Below are 22820 nucleotides of genomic sequence, written 5' to 3'. Positions count from 1 at the left end.
TGCGATAAACTGCTATATAACAACGTTTTTGTGTCGTATAACAGTTTAAAAAAACTGTGCTTTTAGAGTTGAAACCCCTTTAAAACCATCACTTTAAACGTTGCCTATACCACTTTTCACCATAATAGCTCACCACCCGCATTTTTCAGCAGCTGTTTGTATTGCTCATCTGGTTCTTTATTAGTAATAATTGCTTTAAAATCTTCATACTGTGCCAGTTTATAAAAATGAGGTTGCTTAAATTTTGAATCGTCGCATAATAGAATATTTTGTTTTGCTAATGTTATCATGTGCTTTTTAAAATGAGCTTGATGGTGGCTCGCTTCATAAATACCGCCTTCATCCAAACCTCGACAAGAAAATAACGCCAGATCAATGCGAAATGGCAGCACAAAATCAGTTGCGAGTGCACCTACTGTTGAAGCGGAATGCGCTTTCATTTCTCCTCCCACTAAAAACACAGTTATATTTTCCATTTGATTCAAAGTTAACGCCGTTTGCAAACCATTTGTAATCACCACTAGATTATTTTTTTGACTGAGATAAGGACAAATCTGATTCACAGTCGTGCTACTATCTAAAAACAATGATTGGCCGTCAGCGATAAAATCAGCAGCTATATCACAAATATGATTTTTTTCTAAACGCTGTTCTAATGCCCGTTGTTGATAAGAAGGCTCCACATTGCTCACCCCGATAATAGAGACCACCCCATGAAATCGTTTAATTAAACCTTCTTGTTCTAAGAGAACTAAATCTCGACGTAACGTCGCTGTACTAACATGTAATCTTTCGCAGAGTGTTTTTGGAGACAACTGTTTCTTTATTTTTAATAAATCAAGAATTTCTTGTCGTCGTTGTATGTGTGCCATTTCACTTACCTCCCTAATCGGTTCTCACTGTAAGTTTATCATGTTTGAACATTAATGAACGAATATGACGATTTTAGGTACTGTTCTCTGACGAAATGTCGAAACATTGAACATTCGTAGGCAAACGGAATGGTTACATCTATAATCGAACTTATAAACAGCCTCATGTTTATAGATTCTTAAAAAAGGAGTGTTATTGTGGAAAAATACATTTATTCATTTGCTGAAGGTAAAAAAGAAATGAAACAGCTACTAGGTGGAAAAGGTGCGAACCTCGCTGAAATGAAGCGACTTGGTTTGCCAGTTCCTGATGGTTTTACCCTTACAACGACCTGTTGTCTTGCTTATTATGAAAATGGTAAAGTTTTTCCCGACACACTAGGCACCACTATTGCAGAGTCCCTTAAAATATTAGAACAACAGACTCACAAAGGTTTTGGGTCTTTAGAGGCGCCCTTACTTATCTCTGTTAGAAGCGGTTCTGTACGTTCAATGCCAGGCATGATGGATACAATTTTAAATATTGGATTAAATGATGATACCGTTAAAATGTTAGCCTCTCAAACAAGTGATAAACGCTTTGCCTATGATTGTTATCGCCGATTGATTCAGATGTTTGGTAACGTTGTGTATTCGATTCCAGCAGAAGCGTTTGAAATAGTTTTAACCCATTTAAAAGAGCAAAGAGGTATTCAATTAGATACTGAACTGACAGGTGACGATTTACAATCTTTAACAATTGAATATCAACACATTTTTCGCCAAAAAACCGGTCGTCGCTTCCCGCAAGATCCGATGCAACAACTATTACTGGCAACGCAAGCGGTATTTAATTCATGGTACAACCCACGCGCAATCACTTATCGTCAGCTAAATAATATTGATGAACACTTAGGTACAGCTGTGACCATTCAAGAAATGGTCTTTGGTAATAACGGTAAGAATAGCGGCACAGGTGTTTGTTTTACTCGCAATCCATCTAATGGTGAAAAAAATTGTATGGTGAATTTTTGCTTAATGCGCAAGGCGAAGATGTTGTTGCTGGGATCAGAACACCGCAACCAATTAGTGATTTAGCAGTGACGATGCCCACTATTTATACTGAATTCAAGCGTTGTGCTGCGTTATTAGAACAACACTATCAAGAGATGCAAGATATTGAATTTACCATTGATAATGGGCAGCTTTACTTCTTACAGACGCGTAATGGTAAACGAACTGCCTCGGCAGCTATTCAAATTTTAATGGACTTTCTTGCAGAAGGATTACTAACGAAAGAGGAAGTGGTTGATAACGTCACATTTGATATGATGGAACAAGCTTTACACCCCTCTTTTTCCGAAGAAGAACTTGCTGAACATTCACCATTTGCTATCGGTTTGCCAGCTAGCCCCGGTGCTGCTGTTGGTCGTATTTATTTTTCTGCTGAAGCCGCTCAACTAGCCAGCGAAAATGATGAAGCGGTTATCCTCGTTCGTCAAGAAACATCTCCTGAGGACATTACAGGGATGATTGTAAGTGAAGCCATAATCACAAGTCGAGGGGGGATGACAAGTCATGCGGCTGTTGTAGCGCGCGGTATGGGCACACCTTGCGTCGCCGGTTGTCATGATCTCATTATTAATGCTGAAAAACAAACCCTTACACACCCATCAGGCCAGTTGAAAGAAGGTGATTGGTTAGCCGTTGATGGTAGTTCTGGCAAAATTTATACTCATGTTTTTGAATTAACCCAAACGGCGATTACGCCTGCTTTTGAACAGCTAATGGTCTTGTTAACTTATATGAGTGACATCGATGTACGCGCGAATGCGGATACTGCGACGGATCTTCAAACTGCTTTAAGTTTTGGTGCTACAGGTGTTGGTTTAACTCGAACAGAGCATATGTTTTTTGCACCTGAACGGTTAATTGAAATGCGCCGGTTAATTTTAGCAGATACTGCTACCGCACGCGAAATACCACTCAATAAACTGCAACATTTCCAAACGTCTGACTTTGAAGAACTTTTTCGTTGTGCCAACGAGCGCCCCCTTACTATTCGCTTATTAGATCCACCCTATCATGAATTTTTACCACATGATATTTCTGAAAAAAATGCCCTTGCTAAAGCATTGGGCATCAGTAAGACACAGCTAGATCAACGACTTAGCGAATTACAAGAAAGCAACCCAATGATGGGGCATCGTGGGATTCGTTTGGCGATGAGTTACCCTGAAATATATAAAATGCAGGTCACGGCCATCATCAATAGTGCCCTTGTACTTGAAGATGAAGGACTCACTGTTATTCCCGAAATAATGATTCCATTAGTTGGTAGTGTGACGGAATTAAAATGGATGCGTCATTATTTAGAAACAGCAATTACTGAATTGTTAGTCGAAAAAAATAGTCACCTCACCTATAAAATTGGGACAATGATTGAAATACCACGTGCGTGTTTAACTGCTAATGAAATTGCTGATACTGCTGATTTTTTCAGTTTCGGTACCAATGACCTGACACAACTGGTCTATGGCTTTTCACGTGATGATGTCGCTAAGTTTCTGCCGTTATATCTCGAGAAAGGACTGTTACCACACGACCCATTCCAAACAATCGACATTGACGGCGTTGGACAATTAATGAAACAAGCTATTACCTTAGCTAAAAAAGCACAACCACAATTAAAAATTGGTGTGTGTGGCGAACTGGGAGGCGATCCCGAATCTGTTGCCTACTTCCACTCAATCGGTGTCGATTATGTTTCATGTTCACCTTTTCGCGTGCCATTAGCAAAACTTGCTTTAGCTAAAGCGAGAATAGAGGCTGAAAATTTTATCGTTATATAAATTTTGAATACTAATTTTAGTAAAAGCAAAAATTTCAGGTTAGCAACTTAGACAAATGACTATTTCTACAACCTAAAGCCCTCTACTTCTATAGAGGGCTTTCTTATTTATTCTGTAATAATGCGCGCTATTTTCCACTTTCCATCTTCTTTAACCATTTTAACTGTCGCACCACTTACATTTGCCTCGGGATCAAAACGTAATTGAAAAAGTAATGATTGCGCCTTTTCATCACTATCAGTGAACGTAGCTGTTGTTGTTAAATAAGCTGCTTTATCTCGATTATGATCTGGCATTAAATAAAAGATATCTGTTTGAAAATTACCAGCTAACCATTGTGGCACTTCACTCTTCATTTTACTCAACTCATCTTTGGTAACGTAGTCAGAGAGCTTTTCCCCCAGGGTACGCTTAAGAGTTGTCGGATCCAACGTACTAAATTGGGCGTCATTTGCTAGTAATGTACCAAAGCCCTTTAATTGTTTAGCCGCTTCTTGTCGTTCTTTTTTAACGTCAAACGTTGACGTTGACGCTGATGTTGCACACCCAGCGATAACAGTACCAAAAACAAGAAACAATAATAATACGATTCGTTTCATCTTGTTTCACCTCCTATGCCGTCCATACTATCCCTTCATATAAAAAATCATCCCATTACTTTAACCTGGTTACATTTTAAAACAGTTTTTGATCGTAGTCAAATAATAAACTGAATATTCCGCTATTTATTCCAGGCATAAAAAAACACTTTGTATCAATACCACAAAGTGCTTCGTTCTATTATTTAACGATTTAATAACTTTTCGATAACCTCTAAGACACCTTCTGTATCATTATGTGGTGCATGATATTTTGCAGTTTCGCGGACAATATCACTGCCATTTTCCATTGCATAGCTATGGCCAACATGACGAAGCATCTCTAAATCGTTACCACCGTCACCAAATGCTACAATATCATCGGCACGAATTTGCCATTTTTCTTGTAAAACACGCAAACCATTCGCTTTATGTAGTCCTTTAATAATGATATCGATATCGCCATGACCGCTGGTGACTGCCGCTATTTTTTCACCAAATTTCTCATTGATAATCGCCATGATTGTCGTTGTTTCTGTGTCAGGTACATTCAAAGCGAACTTGAAAAAGACATCTTCGGGCAATTCTTTAAACGTAGGTACAACATCAAGACGGTGATAGTATTGCTGTGCTTCTTCAATCAATTCTGGAAGAAATTTTGTTTCGACATAGGCACTTTGGCGACCGCATAAAATAGTTCGTACATCAGGAATTGTTTCTAGAAATACTAAAATATCCTGAATGAGTGATTCTTGCATTTTACCGCATAATAACTCTTCATCTTCACTAATCACTAATGCGCCATTTTCTGCAACAAATGAAATGGCGCTCGCTATTTCAGGGAAAAAGGATTTCAATTGATAATATTGGTTACCGCTGGCAACAACAAATTTTACATCTTGTTCCTGCATTTTCGTGTATAACTGAGCAAAACGCTCACGGTTATACTCTTTTGTGGAACTTAAAAAAGTCCCATCCATATCTACTGCTATCATCTTCACCATTCAAATCACACTCCTGTTTTATTTAATCACATTATCTGAAAATAAATTTTAAAAGCAACTGTGTTAAATTAAAGCGTTTACTATTTCAGTATAAAGATGAACAGTTGTGATTGCAAAATATTATCTTTTTAAAAGCTTACATATTATATCGTTAAAATACAATTGCTACCTAAAGCTCCTATTTCCATTTTTACTTTTATTGTGATTTTTTAAGATGAGTTATTGTAATCGTTTACAGAAAAACTTGAATCGATTCAAGTTTTGTTATAAACTATAGATAATATTATTATGATACATGAAAAAGAAGGTGTTTATATGGCTACAATTCAAGAAGTTGCAAAGTATGCCCGTGTTTCAGTAGGTAGTGTCTCTCGCTATTTAAATGGTCATAAATTGCGTCCCGACAACATTAAAAAAATAGAAACTGCCATTGAAGTTTTGGGATATAAAGAAAACTTTTTTGCTAAAGGTCTAAAAAGTAATCAAACACGTTCAATTGGCCTGTTAATGAACAATATGCAAAACAACTTCAGTGCATCCTTAGTTGCAAAAATTGATGATGTCCTTGAACAACAAGGTTATACAATTCTACTATCCAATTATCGGGATGATCCTAACCGAATTGAACAGAAGATAGCTTTTTTTGAATCACGCGCTGTTGATGGCTTGATTATAGTTGGTGCAGAGCAATCATGGCCACAACTTGAATGCTTGAAGAATTATGATATTCCCATTATTTCTATTATTACACCATTAGATAGCCCAAAAACTGATAGTATTATTGTTGATAATCGAGCCAGCACAAAAAAAGTTATCTCTAAAATGCTATCTCTGTCACATGAAAAAATTGGCGTCATTGCTGCACCTCAAACAGATTATGTCGCCCGTGAGCGCTTTTTAGGTATTCTTGATGCTTATGAAAGCCATAACAAACGACTACTTGAAACAAATATTTATTATGGTGATTATTCTAAAACTAGCGGTAAACGTGCTATGGAATATCTCTTATCTGAAGGTATCACAGCCGTTTTTGTTTGTAATTACAACATGTCGCTCGGCGCATTGCAAACAATCCATGAAAACAAATTAGTTATCGGTAAGGATATCTCATTTGCGAGTTATGATTATTTTGATGCAAGTGATATTTTTCATCCTAAACTAACTGTAATCAAACAACCAATCGAAGAAATTGGTATGCTTGCGGCAGAACGGTTATTAGAAAAAATTAAGAATAATAACCAACTCGAAGGAAAAGTATTCACTCTAACAAACGAGATACTTTGGCGTGATTCAATCGTTAAAAAGCTATCATAGAAACAACAATAAAATTTTAAAATGTGAGGATGATTATTAATGATAAATTTTCCAAAGAACTTTTTATGGGGAGCAGCAGCTTCCGCACCGCAAACAGAAGGACATTCACTTTCAAATGGTAAAACAGCCTCAACTTGGGATGAATGGTACGTGCAAAATCCAGAAAAATTCCAACCGGGTCAAGGGCCTGCAACAACGTCTAATGTCTATGAGCTATATGCCGACGATGTTAAACGTATGCAAGCAATTGGAATGAATTCTTACCGTACATCGATTTCATGGACACGTCTTTTACCTGATGGTAAAAATGTTAATCCCGAAGCTGTTAGTTTTTACCGTGATTACTTTACTAAATTAAACGAAGCTGGAGTGACACCTATCATTAACCTCTTCCATTTCGACATGCCTTGGTGGCTGATGGAAAAAGTCGGGTGGGAAAACCGTGAATCTGTTGATGCTTTTGGTTTTTATGCCAAAACAGCTTTCGAATTATTCGGTGACTTAGTACAACGTTGGACAACATTCAATGAGCCTGTTGTTCATATTGAATGTGGCTATCTCTATGGTTACCACTACCCTGATGTTGTCGATTTCAAAAAGGCTATCCAAGTGGGGTATCATACATTAATGGCGCACGTTGCAGCCGTTGAAGCTTTAAAAGCAAGTAATTGTGAAGGCCAAATCGGTATCATTTTAAATATATCGCCCACTTATGCTCGCAGTGAATCACCTGAAGACCAACGTGCTAAAGAAATTGCTGATTTATTAAACGGTAAAAGTTTCTTAGACCCTTGTGCTCTTGGTACAATTCCTGTTGGTTTAAAAGAAGTACTTGCTGAGAATGATTTATTGCCAATTACAGCAGAAAATGACAGCGTACGAATCGCTAACAATACCGTTGACTTTTTAGGGTTAAACTATTACCAACCGCGACGTGTGCAAGCGCCTGAAAACCCACAAACACCCGCTTTAACACCTGCTGATTTTTATGCACCTTATGATTGGCCAGAAAAGAAAATGAATATTTACCGCGGATGGGAAATTTACCCTGAGGCTATTTATGATATGGCAATGATGATTAAAGACGAATATGGTAACATTCCTTGGTATGTCGCTGAAAATGGAATGGGCGTTGCCAATGAAGAACGCTTTCTCAATGAAGATGGTATGATTGAAGATGATTATCGTATTGAGTTTATGCAAGATCATTTGCAACAATTACACAATGCTATTGAAAAAGGCAGCAATTGTTTTGGCTATCATACGTGGACATTTGTGGATTGTTGGTCTTGGTTAAACGGCTATACAAACCGTTATGGTTTTTATCGCGTTGACTTAGATAACAATTATGCCCGCTCTATGAAGAAAAGTGGCCTTTGGTTTAAAGCCTTAAGTGAAAATAACGGGTTTAATAAATAAAGGCACGCTCAAGCCGTTCAGAACTGAAGAGATTGGAAAAGAATGATTAGCGATTATTTTTATCGCTATGAGTCTCTTTGAAATCTCACAAGTTTTGGCTTGAAGTGCTAGACATAAATAAAAGCAAAATCAAAAGTTCAGCTTAAAATAAATTAGAGAGAACACTATCTTGACGTAATTTGTCAGGATAGTGTTTTTGAAATTTTCAGAGGAGTTATTTGCCTTTCACCGGGATAAATTAAAAGTCGTTTGATTTTTTGTGAGGCTGTTATTTTATGTTTTATAGATGAAAAATATTAATCTAGTTAAAGTGATTAAAAATAAATAACTTGGCTATAAGAAATATTCGGTGCAACTTTGCTTCATAAATGATACTATTTATAAGAGTGAAAAATTTAGAAGATTACATATATAAGGAGAAGATGAAATGAATCAGCAAGAAAACTTTTGGCTTGATTTACCAAAGCCGTTTTTTATATTAGCACCAATGGAAGATGTTACCGATGTTGTTTTCCGTCATGTTGTGAGTGAAGCAGGTCGACCAGATGTATTTTTCACAGAGTTTACAAATACGGAAAGTTATTGTCATCCAAAAGGTAAAGAAAGCGTTCGTGGACGCCTTACTTTTACAGAAGATGAACAGCCTCTTGTTGCACATATTTGGGGTAATAAACCAGAATTATTTGCCGAAATGAGTATCGGAATGAAAGAAATGGGCTTCAAAGGCGTTGACCTTAACATGGGTTGCCCCGTTGCTAACGTTGCTTCTAAAGGCAAAGGCTCTGGCTTAATTAACCATCCTGATACCGCCGCTGAAATCATTCAGGCTGCTAAAAAAGGTGGTTTACCTGTTAGTGTTAAAACTCGTTTAGGCTATTTGGACATTGCAGAATGGCGCGGTTGGTTAGGTCATGTATTAGAACAAGACATCGCTAACCTTACTATCCATTTACGCACACGTAAAGAAATGAGTAAAGTTGATGCTCACTACGAAATTATCCCTGAAATCAAAAAATTACGTGATGAAATTGCACCTCACACATTATTAACAATTAACGGTGATATTGCGGATCGTGAAGCTGGACTCAAACTTGTTGAAAAGTATGGTGTTGATGGTGTCATGATTGGTCGAGGTGTTTTCACCAATCCATTTGCTTTTGAAAAAGAACCAACAGAACATACACCAGAAGAATTCCTTAAATTATTACTTCTACAAGTCGATTTATACGATCAATACTCTACTGAAGCACAGCCGCGACCTTTCACGCACCTGCACCGTTTCTTTAAAATATATGTTCGTGATTTTAGTGGTGCGGCTGAATTAAGAAATTCCTTGATGAATACAAAATCAACAGATGCTGTACGTGAACTTGTGAACAATGCCTTAAAAAATGGATTAGCCTAAACATTAAAGCCCACACAATCATTAACAGATTGTGTGGGCTTTTCTTCTATTATAATTTAGCAGTGACAGATTCGATAAACTGACGTACAAAGGCTTGTTCTTCTTCATTAAATCCTTCTGCCAAGCTTTGTTGATAAGCCCCTAAATGAGCATCAACAGCCTCGCAATTTTGTTGACCTTTAGGTGTCAAAGTCACACGCTTCACTCGCTTATCTTCACCTTGTACTCCAGTAACATAACCATATTCATCTAATTTTTGTACCACCTTACTAATTGTCGGTTTCTCAACATCTTGATGCTTAGCAATTTCACTAATGGTGTGAGGTCCATTGCTATAGATATAATAAAGAACAGACCATTGTGCATATGAAACATTTAAACTTTCTAAACGCTCATTTAATCGTTTAATATACAGACGTTGCATTTTAGTAAATGCTAAAAACAATTGACGATGTTCGCTCATGTTATCCTCCTATTTTTTATCCTATTTATGTTTTTCGTTAGTTTCGCTAACTAATTGTTAACTTTATTATTGCGCGTGCTCAGGAGGTTGTCAAGTGAGATTACCCTAAAATTCAATTGATTAACGAAATATATGCTAAACTTAAATAGAAACGTTTATTATATTTAACAGGAGGAAACTTTATGCATAATAAAAAGAAAAACACACCAACAATCACGTTAAAGGATGGTCTTCAAAAAGCTGAGATTGGGGATTTTCATACCTCTAACAACAGATCTAAAAGTGGTGGTAACTGGAAAGTAACGGGCTTAATCATTATTATACTTTTGCTAGGATTTACTGCTTATCGCCTTTTTATTGGCTAATTTTATACTCTGACAGAGACATTTGGTGATAAAACACCGCTATTTCCTGTTAATATCAAACGGTTTGTTTTTTTATCGCGTATAAGTTGCATCTCTTCTTCCATAAACGTTAAACTAAATTTATTTGTGTATACCTCGGGATGATTACTATCTAATTGAATACTATAGTCAGCAATAGGCTGCTCAGAAAGTTCAATCATAAACAAACCTGCATCACTACACGAACAGCTATTCAATGATTCATACGTATAAAAAAGATTTATTACTTGGTTTTTACCACTCTCCAAAATACTATTTTGGCCTGACTCTTTAATTTCTAAATACATCCTTATCACCTCTTCTATTATAGAAGATAAGTATACGCCCTCTCTTAATAAAAAGCACATTTTAACGATTTTAGTTGTTATATAAACGCCATACTTATGCCATCATAGTTTTTTTCTTTCTAACGGTATTCAGTGCTCCACCTAAGATTAAACCACCCGCTAACCCTGCTAAAATTGAATAAACAATATTAAACGTCAGACTACTCAGTATGTTGGCATCTAAACTCAAATAGACATTGAAAAAGTCTTTGACAATAAAGTTTACTAAAATGATAAACATTGGTAACCAACTGCCACGTCGTGTAAAAACATTATCCTGCATATAGAATGTTTGGTTCGCAGAATATAACACAATCCCAAAACAAGCACCAACAATTAAAGCGGCAAGGTATGTCATTAATGAGTCTAGTTGATACCCCAAACCAAAACTTTGTGCAATTCCACCTCCAATAAATATTACTGGTATTAAAAAAGCTCGTTTAACAGACACCACACCTTCTTTACGATAATCTAAACTGGAATGGCAACAGTAAATTGAACAAAAATTATAAGGGCTGTAATTTAAATTCGGTAGGCGTTAAATAACCCAATGTTCCATGAATACGGATGTTATTAAACCAATGAACGTAATCATTTAATTCAAGTTCCAGCTGATTAAGATTGGAAAAGTGAGCTTGGTTTGCGAATTCTGTTTTAAACACTTTGAATGTTGCTTCCGCTACAGCGTTATCGTAAGGACAACCCTTCATACTTAGTGAACGTTGAATATTAAATGTTTCAAGCGCTTCATCAATCAACCGATTATCAAATTCTTTCCCTCGATCCGTGTGAAACAGCTGTATGTCATTTAAATTTGCAGAAATGCTTGCTAATGCTTCATAGACAAGACTTGCAGTCTTGTTTTCTCCTACACTATGTCCAATAATTTCACGATTGAAAAGGTCTACAAATAAACATACATAATGCCACTTTCCACCGACACGAACGTATGTTAAATCACTTACAACGACAGCTAATTCTTTTTCTTGAATGAACGCACGTTTTAACTCGTTTCTTATAAGTGCCTCATTCGAACGTGATTTTTGCGGTTTAAATTGAGCCACAGTGTAGTTTGAAACTAAACCTAACGAATGCATTATGCGGCTAATTCGGCGTCTTGATACATGTTTAGGTTCAGCTAACTTTAATAATTCTCTTTTGATTTTACGCGTACCATAATTATTACGGCTTTCTTTGAAAATCCGTTCAATTTCTTTTGAAAGTGCGATGTCCTCTGTTTTTCGCTGCGAAGTGGCATCTAAATTTATATGATAATAATAGGTGCTCCTTTTAATCTCGAGGACGGCACACATTGCTGATACCGAATAAAGGTGAGCGTTATTACGAATCACATTTATTTTCGTCCCATGATCAGCGCCGCTTGCTTTAAAATATCATTCTCCATTAGTAACCGCTGATTTTCTTTACGTAATTTATTTAGTTCTATTTCATCTTCTGTTCGATTATCTTTAGCTGCGAACGAGCCAGTAGCTTGATGATTTTTAATCCATTTATCTAATCCCGAAGGGGTTAAATCATATTCACGAGCAATATCAGCACGTGACTTTCCATTTTCATAAAGCTTCACCATTTGCAGTTTAAATTCAGGCGTAAATGTTCGACGTTGACGTGGCATAGTAGCACACTCCTTTTTATTAGTAGTCTTAGTTTACAAGCCCTCATTTATTCTGTCTAACTTAGTGTAGCCTATCCAAAACCTTTTTTTATAACGTAAATAAGGATAATCCAAAACCAAAAGGGTGTTCCTTTTAAAATCGCTTCAATAAAATTTAATATCATCATATGTAACTCCTCCTCATATTTAATATATTAAGAGTATATCTAGCTATTATAATAACGTAAATATCAGTTAACACATGTGGTATTATTTTATACATATCTGGTTGATTATAGTGGCTGTTACATTAAAAATGAGACTACTGGCTAACTATAAACAAAAATAACCGCTGCATAAGCAACCGTTATTTTGCATTCCTACATTTTATTAAGTGACATAAATATTTTTTCATCTTAATGAGACTGTTTTATTTTTGAAAGCAACTTATTAATTTTCCTAGCTGTTATTTTATAATGTGTAATAACTAATGAATATGAACCTACATATATAATAACAATACTCGTAAACAATGCATACAGATGTTTTGGTTGATAGTCTCCACCATATAGTAAAAAGATAAACAGTGTCGTCACTATAAAATGAATGAGCAATGACATTAGGAAGCTCAACCGCTCAATATCGAAGACAATCGTTGCTACACCTGAAAAGATGGAAATTAAAAATACTGTTATGATTGTTTTTGGAGTAACTTCTGTTACTCCATTAAAATAAAGTGAGACTAAATAGACAAATGAACCTATTCCTAAACCTGCAACAATTCTTTTATATAAATCCACATTACCCCTCCAATATTTTTTTATTCCTGATTGTATTAATAATACCGCCTATAAATAATCCTACTGTAAAACCAGCTAAGAGCGAATAGACGAGACTAAAATACAAACTATTTGTAGCTTATTCATATGAACATTCAAAGCATATTTAACACTGAAATTCATTAAAATTATTACTAAGGGTAAAGAACTTCCTTTTCTAATCAGTCGATGTTCATCTATATAAAACCTCTGCTTTGCCGAATATAAAACGATCCCTATGTATGATCCGATAATAAGAGCAATTATATACGCAATGATTGCGTCCAGTGGGTTAGAGAATTTTGTAACTACTGTTTCTAATCCCCAAATAATAAAAATAAATGGAAAAACAAATGTTGTCCCTACCTTTACTATGCCATCTTTTTTCATATCCAATCCACGTTTTATGATGTATAGCAAAATTATCCAAACCCAAATTGGTGTACCAATTATTGCAGCTTCTATAATTTTCAAATCGTTGATCCTATTTATTCCTCCTAATTTCTAATCTATTAAGAGTATAACTAACGAATAGAGTCTCGTATATAGCATTTAACACATGTAGTCGTATCACCAACACTTGTGGTCACGAAGCAGAAATTATGAGTGCTTCTTTTAATGATTTAACATATCTTCTACTCACCATTAATTTTTCATTGCCCTTCATTGTTATGATTAAATTACCATTGCTCTGAGCAATAAAAGACTGTACTTGATAAATATTTATAATCGTATTTTTTGATACTCTGATAAAATTATTTGGAAGGTGTTTAATAAACTGTACTAAGGATTCACTACCAATTGTATAAACTTCTGTACTGGTGTATAAAAATATTTTACGTTCAACGTATTCGGCATAAAGGATAGTGTGTGTTTTTATGTTATGAAATTCATCTGAATTAATATCTTGAACAACTAATAAGTGCACTGAGCTCTCCAAAATATCAATTACCTTTTCAACAGCACCACTCACCTCGAAAATATTAAAAATGGCTGATTCTTCTTCATTATTTTTTTGTCCAACTGATTAATTTCAATCCGCAAATGATCACACCTTTGTAATTAAATTTACTTTCATTATAGTCAGTATCAAGACTAACAGCAATCTATATATATACACCTTTTCAGATGTCTTAAAAATAATTACTTTTACCCAACTATATGCTCTAATGTTTTCGTAATAACTATCGGCAATTAAGTTTGAGTTTTCTAGCGTTGTCGCCTTTTCATTAGATAAAATAGCTGGAAATATGGTTGGTACTCATGCACAGTTCATTTTTCTGATGATCCTGATGTCGATTACACTTATATGTACTCACGTTCTTATGATGCTGGTCAAACCGGTGTTCATTTAGAGACATTCGGTATCTATGATGAAAATAAAAAACCAAAACACTCATATTTACCAGATGATTCTCAAGATATTGATTATTTGCGTTAAAAATAGCATAATAATAATAAAATAGATTGATATTGGAGGCATATATTAATGGATGAAACACAATGGGAAAATTTTAGACAAGCGATTGTAGAAGAAGGACAAGAACTATCATTTGATTTGAATGGGGAGGAATGGTGGATTTCACGCCTACATGATGAAGAAAAAAGTTACTTGCTAACAGCTCCCAATTCAGACACCCAATTTTTTAAAACAGCTGAAGAACTCTTTGAAAAAGGTATCGTTAATGGGAAACCTTTTATGAAACAAGTACCTTACTTTGAATAACTAATTATGTTCTGATTTCATTAGAAGTTTGCTTCATGAATCAAACTTCTATTCCATTTTTACTCTCATCATTTTCCCTATATTCATAGACACATCTTCCTCAAATTCTTCAAATTGTTGCGACTTATTCTTTTTTAACTTTGACCAATCGTAATAATCTAATGATTGATTAGCTTCATATAATAATTTAGCTGTAACAGTTCCGTTAAATTTAACTTTCTTATTTACGTTCCTGTTTTTAGCAGTTTGTATTAGGTAAGTCCTGTCATTTTGGCTTGATACAATAACACAGCCCCAATGAAGACCAATTCCACTTTTTTTGTTTTTTGTAGGAGCGTAAGGGAATAAAAAAGGAACATCTTTATTCTTTTCTAATTCAGTTTCCAACTCTTTTACATCTTTAAATTCAACTATTTTGAAAATACTACCTGCTAAAAATTCAGGTCCTACATAGTTGTTACTAAATTCTTCTAATGCGTCAATATTAAAAAACTCAGTTTCAAGCATTATCTTACTATCTTCTTTTATTCCTGATGGAAATAGTTGTTTTTTTATTTTGCTTAATTCATTGAATCTAGGAATATAATCTTTAGAATTTTCCGCTATTTCTTCAATTTTATTTTTTTCTAAATTAAAGTTATTTGTTTTGACTAACATTATTTGGACAGCATAGGCTAACGCATAAAAGCCGCAATCTCTCTTTTTTTGTTTGACTTTTGGATAATTAACTTTCTTCTTTTTTCCATAAAATCTTTGAATGGTTTCACAATTACCACACACACTTTCATTAGACATCTGTTCACTCTCCTGTTCAGATCAATTAGCTACTTACTTATTTTCAAACGAAAACATCGTTTTGTCTAACCAAATTATACTAATATATTTTCATAAAACAGTGTACCAAAAATATCAAAACAATGATTCACACTTCCATACCCCTGAAACAAAAAAAGAGCCTAAACACTGATTTAACAATGTTTAAGCTCTTTTAAAATTGTGCATTTCCATACAGGTTTAACACTGAAATGGAGACGGCGGGAGTCGAACCCGCGTCCAGACATATCGACACTTGAATTTCTACACGCTTAGTTCACCTATTAGTATTTCGTCAAATAGTCGGCCGGCAAACAGGCTTCCTAAAGACTAGTCTGATTAATCTCTTCCTTCATGCTCCAGACGGAAACAATCGGGCGTATCCCACTTAATTTGAGACCCTGATCTTACCACATGGGCGATGGAAGGAGGATCTTGCTAGTTAACTACTTACGCAGCTACTGCAAAGTTGTTGTTAGTTTTGCCAGTTATTATTGGCTGTGACGTTTTTACAGAGACGATCCCTCTGACATGCCACTCAAGCTCAAACTATGCCTGTCGAATCCGTAACGTCCCCTCATTATGAGGTTAGCGTTTCCGGGAATAAGCCGAAATAGCTTAATAAATTGTATAAAAAGTGGGAGCAGTTACAATCCGGCAACATACTCCCTTGACGATTTTTTTGCGTGTTCGTCGTCACAATTGGTTTGGCACCAATATAGATATTATAACAAAAAGCTATTTAAATATCAACTAGTATTTTTGGTTATCACGGAAGGCACGTTGGATGTCGCGCTTAGCTTCCTTCTGTTTTAAATCTTGACGCTTATCATATTTTTTCTTACCACGAGCCAAGCCAATTAAGACTTTTAAAAAACCATTTTTCAGATACATCTTCACAGGGATTAATGAATACCCAGATTCCTTTGTATCACCAATTAATTGGTCAATTTGTTTGCGATGCAATAATAACTTACGCACACGCAATGGTTCATGATTGAAACGGTTCCCTTGTTCATACGGACTAATGTGTACATTATATAAGAATATCTCACCGTTACGAATTTGTGCATAACCATCTTTCAGGTTGACGCGTCCATTACGAACTGATTTTATCTCTGTTCCTTGTAACACAACACCCGCCTCATAGGTTTCCTCAATGAAATAATCATGATAGGCTTTTTTGTTGCCTGCGATTTGTTTTCCAGCACCTTTTGGCATCTGTTTGTCACCCTCTCATTCTGATGAATGTCTATCTTCCCACTTTAGCAGAAAAAGGTCTACTTTTAAAGTGAAATACCAAGTTGAGGTTCTCCAATTTTCAGGAAGCATAACAAGGTCGTTCACTTTTATTTATTTAGAGTATTTTTGATAAAAGGTTTTTTTACCTTTTTTATTGTTTTTCTTATTGGTGTTTTTACCAGAGATACTGCCACCACCATATTTAGGCTTATCTTTATCAGCTTTCGGTGAATCACCTCTGCCTTTAAGATTTAGCGGTTTTTTTGAGCGACGACCTTTTGAATACTCACGGCGTTCTGATGTTTTCAACTCGCCTAAGTCCACTACGCTATCATCGCCTTCTTTTACAGCTGAGAAATCAATTTTACGCGCTTCAACGTCTACCTTCTCAACCTTAACCATAATTTCATCACCAATACGATACACTTTACCTGAACGTTCACCAATTAAAGCAAATTGTTGAGGATTGAAGTTAAAGTAATCACCTTTTAGCGCACTGATATGAATTAAGCCTTCAATTGTGTTTTCCAGCGATACGAATAAACCAAAGTTTGTTGCTGAACTGATAACACCTTTGTATACTTCACCAATCTTATCAAGCATAAATTCTGTTTTCTTCAACTCATCTGTTGCACGTTCTGCTTGAATAGCACGACGTTCCATTTTTGAAGTGTGCTCAGCAACTTCTGGTAATTCAGCATTCCAATGTGCCATCGTTGCTTCATCCGTTTGCTTATTAATAAGGTATGAACGAATTAAACGATGAACCATTAAGTCAGGATAACGACGAATTGGTGATGTAAAGTGTGTATAATATTCTGTTGATAAACCAAAATGTCCTAGACTATGAACATCGTAACGTGCTTGTTGCATTGAACGTAACATCACTGTTGATACGACTAATTCTTCTGGTTTACCTTTAACTTTATCTAATACTTCTTGTAAAACACTTGGTTTCAAACCATCTTTAGAATTTTGAACTGTAATCCCAAAATTAGTAATGAACTCAAAGAACGTTTGTAAACGATCTTCTTTTGGTTCCTCATGCACTCGGTAAATGAATGGCACATGCATTTTATTAAAATGCTCAGCTACAGTTTCATTCGCTGCTAGCATAAACTCTTCAATCATTTTCTCACCCACACCACGTGTGCGTAAAACAACATCAGTCGGGTGGCCATTTTCATCAACAATAACGCCAGCTTCACCAATGTCAAAATCGACTGATCCACGAACATCACGACGATGACGGAGACTTTGTGCAATTTTTTCCATTGTTTCAACCATCGGCACTACTTCTTTAAATTGTTCACGAGTAGCTTCATCACGATCGGTTAAAATTTGATTAACGCCTGTGTAAGTCATACGTTCTGTTGTGTTAATCACACTTTCAAAAATTTCATGGCGTACAACAGACCCGTTTTTATCAATTTCCATCACACACGATAGTGTGAAACGATCTTGTTTCGGATTCAATGAACAAATACCATTCGAAAGTCGATGAGGAATCATCGGGATAACACGGTCAACTAGATACACACTTGTACCTCTTTCAGCTGCTTCCGTGTCCAATTCCGAACCTTCAGTTACATAATGGCTAACATCGGCAATATGAACACCTAATTCGTAGTTACCGTTTGGCAATTGTTTGGCACTTACTGCATCATCTAAATCTTTAGCTGATTCACCATCAATTGTAATTAGCATCTCTGCTCTTAAATCACGACGCGAACCGATTGTTGCTGGATCGATTTGATCTGGCACACGGTTAGCTTCTTCAATAACCGCATCAGGAAACTCAATGTCGATTTCCAAACCATGAACAATAGATAAAATATCAACGCCTGGATCATTTTTGTGACCAATAACGCTCGTAATATACCCCTTAGCATCTTGATTAGATTCAGGGTATTCTTTAATTGTCACAACAACTTTATGTCCTGCAACAGCTTTAACACTACCCTCTTCAATAATTTGAATACGGAAATTCAATTTTTTATCATCTGGTACAACATAAACGTCACCATTTGTGTCCTCTGTATAAAGACCAACTAAATTTTGTGTGCCACGTTCAATAATTTTAATAATCACACCTTCTTGGCGAGAATCATTACGTTTCGACTGCATAATTTCAGCCATAACAGTATCGCCATTCATTGCATTATTTGTCATGCGTGGTGGAATAAAAACATCATCTAATGTTTTATCCTCTGGAATAACAAAACCGAAACCTTTTTCATGTGCTTGGAATCGTCCTGTAATATGGTTCATATTTTCTGGAAGACCGTAAAGATTGCGTTTTGTTCGAATTATTTTACCTCGTTCTTCAAGCTGAACAAGTGATTTCACCAATACTTTAAACTCGTCTGCATCACCCATATGTATTCCTTTTTCAATCTCCTCTATCGATACAGCCTTGTCTGATTGTGTCTTTAGAAAAGCGATTACCTCATCCTTGTATTGTGTTTGTGATGACATGCACAACACCTCCTTATCATAGTTGTTAATTGCTCCAATCTAATGTCTCGCTAAACGCAAGTATATCTTCATGCAATTGTTTTCTTTCAATGTCTAACGTCAGTATATGGCCCGATTTCGGATACCATTTTAAGTTTTTATCATTTGATTCTACGTGATCATAAATATATTGGGCATTATCGCTGGTAACCATTTTATCTTGCTCACCTTGAGCGACCATAATTGGCGCATAAATCATATCAATATTATCTCTAATTGATTGAATTTCATTCGATAATTGAGTGATGGTTGAAAAAGACTCTGAATCGAAGACTGTCATTTCAGCAGCAATTGTTTCAGCATCTTTTCCTTCGTACTGTTTATATTTTTCAGCGAAGCTGCGGAATCCACGTATAATAGGCGAATCACCGTTCACTTCGGACGGAGCAGCCATAGTAATGATACCCTTTACAGGCAAATTATAGCCTAATTTTAATGAAAAAGCGCCGCCTAATGACAAACCAGCAACAACAATTTCATCAAACCCCTCATCCTTTAAAAATTGGTAACCTTCAAGCACTGAAGACCACCAATCTTCGGGGGTTGTTTCTAACAAGGATTCAGGTGTACCACCGTGTCCTTTATATAAAGGCGCATAGCTAGTGATGTTTTGATCTTCTAAAAAGCGCCCAAGCATTCTCACATCTGCTGTATTTCCTGTAAAACCATGGAGTAACAGAAAGGCTTTTGGTCCCTTCTTAAAATAAAATGGTTCAGCTTGACGTAATTTCATCGTGATTCACTTCCTTATAAATTTTTCCTATCGCTTATTATTATATTATAAAAAACAAAAAGCATCTGCCTTATGCAGATGCTTGAGCGAATTATCGCCTTGTTTCCGTAGCCAAACAGCCGCACGCGTATCGTTGGGATGAATCTCTTATTGCCAATTATCCAGAAGATACAGTGAAGTCGCCTGTGAAAACAAACAGTTTCTTTGTGTAACCATCTTTGTTTTAATTACTTCACAAAAAAGCTTAATAAAATAACTAGCGCAAAGAATAAGACTGAGAGTACAACCGTTGCACGATGAAGTACAAGTTCAACGCCACGTACTTTCTTTTTACCGAATAATTGCTCTGCTCCGCCTGTAAGTGCGCCTGATAAACCGGCATCTTTACTAGGTTGTAAAACAACAGCAGTAACTAGTAAAACACATGTGATAATCAATAACACTAATAATACAGTATGCATAATACGTCCTCCAAAAACAAAATATATAATAATAGTATAACATGAAATTAGTACCTGTGCTAGTTTATCACAAAGGTCCCTGATTTATTTTATATCCTCTTTTGGACATTTTATAACATGACTTCAAATGACACATTTCGTAACTTATCATTCGAAAAATCTTGTCCAATCGAAATATAAAAATTCCCCTACTTTTTTTGCTGTTTTAACAGCCGGATTACGCTGTCCTTGTTCATACATTGCATAAGCTGTTCGAGAGACGCCAATTTCATCTGCTACTTCTTGTTGCGTTAAACACTTTCCTTTTCGAAGTTCTATAAGCCATTTTCTCAACTTTCTCCCCTCCTAAGGTCACGTTTTGTGTATCATAAATATAGCCTTTTTCTACCTATATTGTCAAACGTTACCCTTACGGATGAACTATTTATTTTACTAGTCACTCAAAAAAAGAAAACGACAATCATTTTTAGATTTAAATTTTTATATCAAAAAGATTTATAACCAAATCCCTCTATTAGCCTATACATACTATTATTTTACTGTTTATCTTTCTAACTGTATAATAAAAGAAGGACTACACATAAAGTGACGTTGAAACAAGGAGGCAATCCATGGAAATTTTGAAAAGTTTACGACAAACTACAAAACTGCGACAAGTCGATATCGCTAACGCATTGGGAATAGCGCGGACGACTTATGCAATGTATGAGACCGGTCAACGTACTCCAGATAAAGATATGCTTATGAAGTTAGCAAGCTTTTTCGAGGTCTCTGTCGACTATCTAATTGGCTATGAATCCACTCCTATCGAAATGAGTCATTTAGCTGAAAATGACTTACTGGACTGGTACCGTTTATTACCAGAAGCCGATCCAGCTGATTTGCAAAAATTAAAAAAAATCTGGGATATAATAAAAGAAGATTAAAAGATTCTCTCTTAAGCTTAATCATTTCACCACACAAAACACCTACCTTCTTCAGAAAACTAAGTTAAAATTAGCTTATCGTTTAAATTTATGAAGAAGGAGGTGTCTGCACTATGTTCAAATCAACAACTTTATCATCCGCTAATATCGCAGATGCCATTACAGCAACTATTGGTTATGATCAACAAATAGATAGCCATTTATTGAAAATTCAACTCAAAGGAAACAGTACCAATAATCATCCGTTTTTTGAAGCAATTGTTTTAATTGGGCAACGGATTATTTGTCACTTAGAAAGCTCAATGATTATTCAAGCCTTACGTTCTTGGTTGATGATTGAAAGAGGTTACGACTCAACCATCACACCTTCGCTTCACCTTGATGAAAACAACGAAATATTCGCTACCCTCTAATTGTAATGGTGTGACCTAATATGATCGCCTTCCCGTCATCACCATGGCCCACTTCTGACGTTCTGGCCACTGGTAAATCATCCGGAACTGCTGCTAAAATCAAGGACTCGATTAACGTCGTATTTTTTTGATCCAATTCTGTAAATGTTCCTAACACAATCCCTATACAGTCAGTAAAGACACCAAGTTGCTGTAATTGTGCTATATAACTGGCATTGCGTTCATAGCTGCCCGAAAAACCTTCCAAGAGAATGATATGCCCTTTGAATTCTGGCCAAAAAGAAGTCCCAGCTAGCTTCAATAAGCAACGGATATTCCCTCCATACATTTTCCCAACTATTTCCTTAAAATCAGTTAAACCTCTTGTTTCTATAATTGTTTCATGCCCCTCAACAAAATACTCTTTAAAGAAATTTTGCTGTTCCACTGCTTTTGTACCCGCAAGCGTCATTAGTTGAAAATAGTAATTTTTTTGATTCGTTTGCTGTAAGACAGCATTCAATACCGTAGTTAAATCACTCAATCCAACAAAGGGTTTATTTGCTGCTGTTATACGTTCAAAATCGAGAAATGGCAGTATTTGGTTCGCTAAATCTCCACCTGAAATATCAAAAATCAACTTAATTTTTTCATTGTCATACAACTTGTGCAATTCTAAAGCACGTGCTTGAGGCGCTGAAGTTGTTTTTTCGTCTGTTTCTAATAATGTCTCCGCTCTCACAATATTTATGCCTAGCGCTGTTATAAAACCCTCAACGTTTTTTATTTTTTCTTCATAACGTGAGGGTCTCGCATTCGAACACGCAATTAAACCAATACTATCTCCTTTTACTAACATGGTTCAACACCCCTATCTATTATTTACTGTTATCCTATCCTATCATTTCAACTCACTTTTGTAATCCTTAATAAAAAGAGGCACACGCTCTTTATAACGCGT

25 protein-coding genes, 1 other RNA gene and 1 pseudogene are annotated in these 22820 nt (G+C 35.7%); 9 read left to right on the top strand and 18 right to left on the bottom strand.

Translation table 11 applies throughout. From position 1 onward, the window contains the following. Positions 1–116: 116 nt before the first annotated feature. On the bottom strand, positions 117–872 hold the full coding sequence (locus V6S17_RS02555; protein ID WP_029090758.1) for a DeoR/GlpR family DNA-binding transcription regulator: 756 nt from the start codon (positions 870–872) through the stop codon (positions 117–119). A 198-nt stretch (positions 873–1070) separates the two neighbouring features. On the opposite strand from V6S17_RS02555, the pseudogene ppdK reads away from it, so the two are divergent. Next, positions 1071–3703: pseudogene (ppdK, locus tag V6S17_RS02550) on the top strand (pyruvate, phosphate dikinase). 107 nt (positions 3704–3810) lie between these two features. On the opposite strand, the gene V6S17_RS02545 reads toward ppdK, so the two are convergent. After that, positions 3811–4302: a DUF3828 domain-containing protein gene (locus V6S17_RS02545; protein WP_029090759.1), complete on the bottom strand. Its 492-nt coding sequence runs from the start codon at positions 4300–4302 to the stop codon at positions 3811–3813. Between the two features lie 185 nt (positions 4303–4487). Further along, positions 4488–5285, bottom strand: a complete 798-nt coding sequence (locus V6S17_RS02540) for a Cof-type HAD-IIB family hydrolase (RefSeq protein ID WP_029090760.1) — start codon at positions 5283–5285, stop codon at positions 4488–4490. 315 nt (positions 5286–5600) lie between these two features. Between V6S17_RS02540 and V6S17_RS02535 the strand changes: the two genes are divergently transcribed. The 3 genes from V6S17_RS02535 (at position 5601) to V6S17_RS02525 (ending at position 9423) form a co-directional block, all read left to right on the top strand. Next, positions 5601–6599, top strand: a complete 999-nt coding sequence (locus V6S17_RS02535) for a LacI family DNA-binding transcriptional regulator (protein ID WP_029090761.1) — start codon at positions 5601–5603, stop codon at positions 6597–6599. 39 nt (positions 6600–6638) lie between these two features. Further along, positions 6639–8018, top strand: a complete 1380-nt coding sequence (locus V6S17_RS02530) for a glycoside hydrolase family 1 protein (protein WP_029090762.1) — start codon at positions 6639–6641, stop codon at positions 8016–8018. Between the two features lie 427 nt (positions 8019–8445). After that, positions 8446–9423, top strand: a complete 978-nt coding sequence (locus tag V6S17_RS02525; RefSeq protein WP_029090763.1) for a tRNA dihydrouridine synthase — start codon at positions 8446–8448, stop codon at positions 9421–9423. Between the two features lie 49 nt (positions 9424–9472). Here V6S17_RS02525 and V6S17_RS02520 read toward each other — a convergent pair whose 3' ends face one another. Next, positions 9473–9886 carry a MarR family winged helix-turn-helix transcriptional regulator gene (locus V6S17_RS02520; RefSeq protein ID WP_029090764.1) on the bottom strand — a complete coding sequence of 138 codons (414 nt, stop codon included), beginning with the start codon at positions 9884–9886 and terminating at the stop codon, positions 9473–9475. A gap of 182 nt (positions 9887–10068) precedes the next feature. Here V6S17_RS02520 and V6S17_RS02515 point away from each other — a divergent pair, with 182 nt between their 5' ends. Beyond that, positions 10069–10251, top strand: a complete 183-nt coding sequence (locus V6S17_RS02515) for a hypothetical protein (RefSeq protein ID WP_036026774.1) — start codon at positions 10069–10071, stop codon at positions 10249–10251. Between the two features lie 2 nt (positions 10252–10253). On the opposite strand, the gene V6S17_RS02510 is transcribed toward V6S17_RS02515, so the two are convergent. The 6 genes from V6S17_RS02510 to V6S17_RS02485 form a co-directional block, all read right to left on the bottom strand. Beyond that, a complete protein-coding gene (locus V6S17_RS02510; protein WP_029090765.1) occupies positions 10254–10577 on the bottom strand; it encodes an iron-sulfur cluster biosynthesis family protein in 324 nt (107 codons plus the stop codon). 94 nt (positions 10578–10671) lie between these two features. Then, on the bottom strand, positions 10672–11067 hold the full coding sequence (locus V6S17_RS02505) for a DUF1453 family protein (protein ID WP_029090766.1): 396 nt from the start codon (positions 11065–11067) through the stop codon (positions 10672–10674). A 55-nt stretch (positions 11068–11122) separates the two neighbouring features. Beyond that, a protein-coding gene (locus V6S17_RS02500) for an IS3 family transposase (RefSeq protein ID WP_141690152.1) occupies positions 11123–12252 on the bottom strand; the annotation gives its coding sequence in 2 pieces (ribosomal slippage) (positions 11123–12006 and positions 12006–12252; 1131 coding nt in all). 395 nt (positions 12253–12647) lie between these two features. Then, a complete protein-coding gene (locus V6S17_RS02495; protein WP_029091678.1) occupies positions 12648–13031 on the bottom strand; it encodes a DUF3021 family protein in 384 nt (127 codons plus the stop codon). 75 nt (positions 13032–13106) lie between these two features. Continuing rightward, a complete protein-coding gene (locus V6S17_RS02490) occupies positions 13107–13523 on the bottom strand; it encodes a hypothetical protein (protein WP_051457476.1) in 417 nt (138 codons plus the stop codon). Between the two features lie 112 nt (positions 13524–13635). Next, on the bottom strand, positions 13636–13977 hold the full coding sequence (locus V6S17_RS02485) for a LytTR family DNA-binding domain-containing protein (protein WP_051535981.1): 342 nt from the start codon (positions 13975–13977) through the stop codon (positions 13636–13638). A 381-nt stretch (positions 13978–14358) separates the two neighbouring features. On the opposite strand from V6S17_RS02485, the gene V6S17_RS02480 reads away from it, so the two are divergent. Both V6S17_RS02480 and V6S17_RS02475 read left to right on the top strand, forming a co-directional pair. Beyond that, positions 14359–14490 carry a hypothetical protein gene (locus tag V6S17_RS02480; protein WP_259455488.1) on the top strand — a complete coding sequence of 44 codons (132 nt, stop codon included), beginning with the start codon at positions 14359–14361 and terminating at the stop codon, positions 14488–14490. Positions 14491–14538: 48 nt separating this feature from the next. Further along, positions 14539–14775 (top strand): hypothetical protein, encoded by a 237-nt coding sequence (locus V6S17_RS02475; protein WP_029091677.1) that lies wholly within the window; start codon positions 14539–14541, stop codon positions 14773–14775. Between the two features lie 48 nt (positions 14776–14823). Here the strand turns inward: V6S17_RS02475 and V6S17_RS02470 are convergent, their stop codons facing one another. The 7 genes from V6S17_RS02470 to V6S17_RS02440 all read right to left on the bottom strand — a co-directional run bounded on the left by V6S17_RS02470 (position 14824) and on the right by V6S17_RS02440 (position 20874). Beyond that, positions 14824–15570: a hypothetical protein gene (locus tag V6S17_RS02470; protein WP_029091676.1), complete on the bottom strand. Its 747-nt coding sequence runs from the start codon at positions 15568–15570 to the stop codon at positions 14824–14826. Positions 15571–15798: 228 nt separating this feature from the next. Then, positions 15799–16165, bottom strand: a transfer-messenger RNA (tmRNA) gene (gene ssrA / locus V6S17_RS02465). A 176-nt stretch (positions 16166–16341) separates the two neighbouring features. Continuing rightward, positions 16342–16809 carry an SsrA-binding protein SmpB gene (smpB, locus tag V6S17_RS02460; protein ID WP_029091675.1) on the bottom strand — a complete coding sequence of 156 codons (468 nt, stop codon included), beginning with the start codon at positions 16807–16809 and terminating at the stop codon, positions 16342–16344. 132 nt (positions 16810–16941) lie between these two features. Further along, positions 16942–19308, bottom strand: coding sequence for a ribonuclease R (rnr, locus tag V6S17_RS02455; protein ID WP_036027359.1), 2367 nt, complete (start codon positions 19306–19308; stop codon positions 16942–16944). A gap of 25 nt (positions 19309–19333) precedes the next feature. Continuing rightward, complete coding sequence (locus V6S17_RS02450; RefSeq protein WP_029091673.1) at positions 19334–20080, bottom strand: alpha/beta hydrolase; 747 nt, start codon at positions 20078–20080, stop codon at positions 19334–19336. A 227-nt stretch (positions 20081–20307) separates the two neighbouring features. After that, on the bottom strand, positions 20308–20541 hold the full coding sequence (gene secG, locus V6S17_RS02445) for a preprotein translocase subunit SecG (RefSeq protein WP_029091672.1): 234 nt from the start codon (positions 20539–20541) through the stop codon (positions 20308–20310). 147 nt (positions 20542–20688) lie between these two features. Beyond that, positions 20689–20874 (bottom strand): helix-turn-helix transcriptional regulator, encoded by a 186-nt coding sequence (locus V6S17_RS02440; protein ID WP_029091671.1) that lies wholly within the window; start codon positions 20872–20874, stop codon positions 20689–20691. A 278-nt stretch (positions 20875–21152) separates the two neighbouring features. On the opposite strand from V6S17_RS02440, the gene V6S17_RS02435 reads away from it, so the two are divergent. Beyond that, the gene (locus V6S17_RS02435) at positions 21153–21467 is read left to right on the top strand and encodes a helix-turn-helix domain-containing protein (protein WP_029091670.1); all 315 of its coding nucleotides are present in this window, start codon (positions 21153–21155) and stop codon (positions 21465–21467) included. A 113-nt stretch (positions 21468–21580) separates the two neighbouring features. Further along, positions 21581–21880 carry a hypothetical protein gene (locus V6S17_RS02430; protein ID WP_029091669.1) on the top strand — a complete coding sequence of 100 codons (300 nt, stop codon included), beginning with the start codon at positions 21581–21583 and terminating at the stop codon, positions 21878–21880. Here V6S17_RS02430 and V6S17_RS02425 read toward each other — a convergent pair. After that, entirely contained in the window at positions 21870–22718 is an 849-nt protein-coding gene (locus tag V6S17_RS02425; RefSeq protein ID WP_029091668.1) for an LD-carboxypeptidase, read from the bottom strand. The two genes, V6S17_RS02430 and V6S17_RS02425, sit on opposite strands and share 11 nt — an antisense overlap. Positions 22719–22820 lie beyond the last annotated feature (102 nt).

It is taken from the genome of Brochothrix thermosphacta DSM 20171 = FSL F6-1036 (genome assembly GCF_036884295.1).
GTDB lineage: Bacteria > Bacillota > Bacilli > Lactobacillales > Listeriaceae > Brochothrix > Brochothrix thermosphacta.
The sequence above is the reverse complement of the archived record's forward strand: the minus strand, read 5'-3'. Positions and strand labels throughout refer to the sequence as shown.

Bases quoted from the DNA above. Each gene is read 5' to 3' on its own strand.
- V6S17_RS02475 (WP_029091677.1), top strand. From the start codon at position 14,539: ATGGATGAAACACAATGGGAAAATTTTAGACAAGCGATTGTAGAAGAA.
- V6S17_RS02525 (WP_029090763.1), top strand. From the start codon at position 8,446: ATGAATCAGCAAGAAAACTTTTGGCTTGATTTACCAAAGCCGTTTTTT.
- V6S17_RS02470 (WP_029091676.1), bottom strand. From the start codon at position 15,570: ATGTCTAATGAAAGTGTGTGTGGTAATTGTGAAACCATTCAAAGATTT.
- smpB (WP_029091675.1), bottom strand. From the start codon at position 16,809: ATGCCAAAAGGTGCTGGAAAACAAATCGCAGGCAACAAAAAAGCCTAT.
- secG (WP_029091672.1), bottom strand. From the start codon at position 20,541: ATGCATACTGTATTATTAGTGTTATTGATTATCACATGTGTTTTACTA.
- V6S17_RS02510 (WP_029090765.1), bottom strand. From the start codon at position 10,577: ATGTATTTAGAAATTAAAGAGTCAGGCCAAAATAGTATTTTGGAGAGT.
- V6S17_RS02540 (WP_029090760.1), bottom strand. From the start codon at position 5,285: ATGGTGAAGATGATAGCAGTAGATATGGATGGGACTTTTTTAAGTTCC.
- V6S17_RS02435 (WP_029091670.1), top strand. From the start codon at position 21,153: ATGGAAATTTTGAAAAGTTTACGACAAACTACAAAACTGCGACAAGTC.
- V6S17_RS02480 (WP_259455488.1), top strand. From the start codon at position 14,359: ATGTACTCACGTTCTTATGATGCTGGTCAAACCGGTGTTCATTTAGAG.
- V6S17_RS02555 (WP_029090758.1), bottom strand. From the start codon at position 872: ATGGCACACATACAACGACGACAAGAAATTCTTGATTTATTAAAAATA.
- V6S17_RS02530 (WP_029090762.1), top strand. From the start codon at position 6,639: ATGATAAATTTTCCAAAGAACTTTTTATGGGGAGCAGCAGCTTCCGCA.
- V6S17_RS02450 (WP_029091673.1), bottom strand. From the start codon at position 20,080: ATGAAATTACGTCAAGCTGAACCATTTTATTTTAAGAAGGGACCAAAA.
- V6S17_RS02430 (WP_029091669.1), top strand. From the start codon at position 21,581: ATGTTCAAATCAACAACTTTATCATCCGCTAATATCGCAGATGCCATT.
- V6S17_RS02520 (WP_029090764.1), bottom strand. From the start codon at position 9,886: ATGAGCGAACATCGTCAATTGTTTTTAGCATTTACTAAAATGCAACGT.
- V6S17_RS02425 (WP_029091668.1), bottom strand. From the start codon at position 22,718: ATGTTAGTAAAAGGAGATAGTATTGGTTTAATTGCGTGTTCGAATGCG.
- V6S17_RS02545 (WP_029090759.1), bottom strand. From the start codon at position 4,302: ATGAAACGAATCGTATTATTATTGTTTCTTGTTTTTGGTACTGTTATC.
- rnr (WP_036027359.1), bottom strand. From the start codon at position 19,308: ATGTCATCACAAACACAATACAAGGATGAGGTAATCGCTTTTCTAAAG.
- V6S17_RS02515 (WP_036026774.1), top strand. From the start codon at position 10,069: ATGCATAATAAAAAGAAAAACACACCAACAATCACGTTAAAGGATGGT.
- V6S17_RS02535 (WP_029090761.1), top strand. From the start codon at position 5,601: ATGGCTACAATTCAAGAAGTTGCAAAGTATGCCCGTGTTTCAGTAGGT.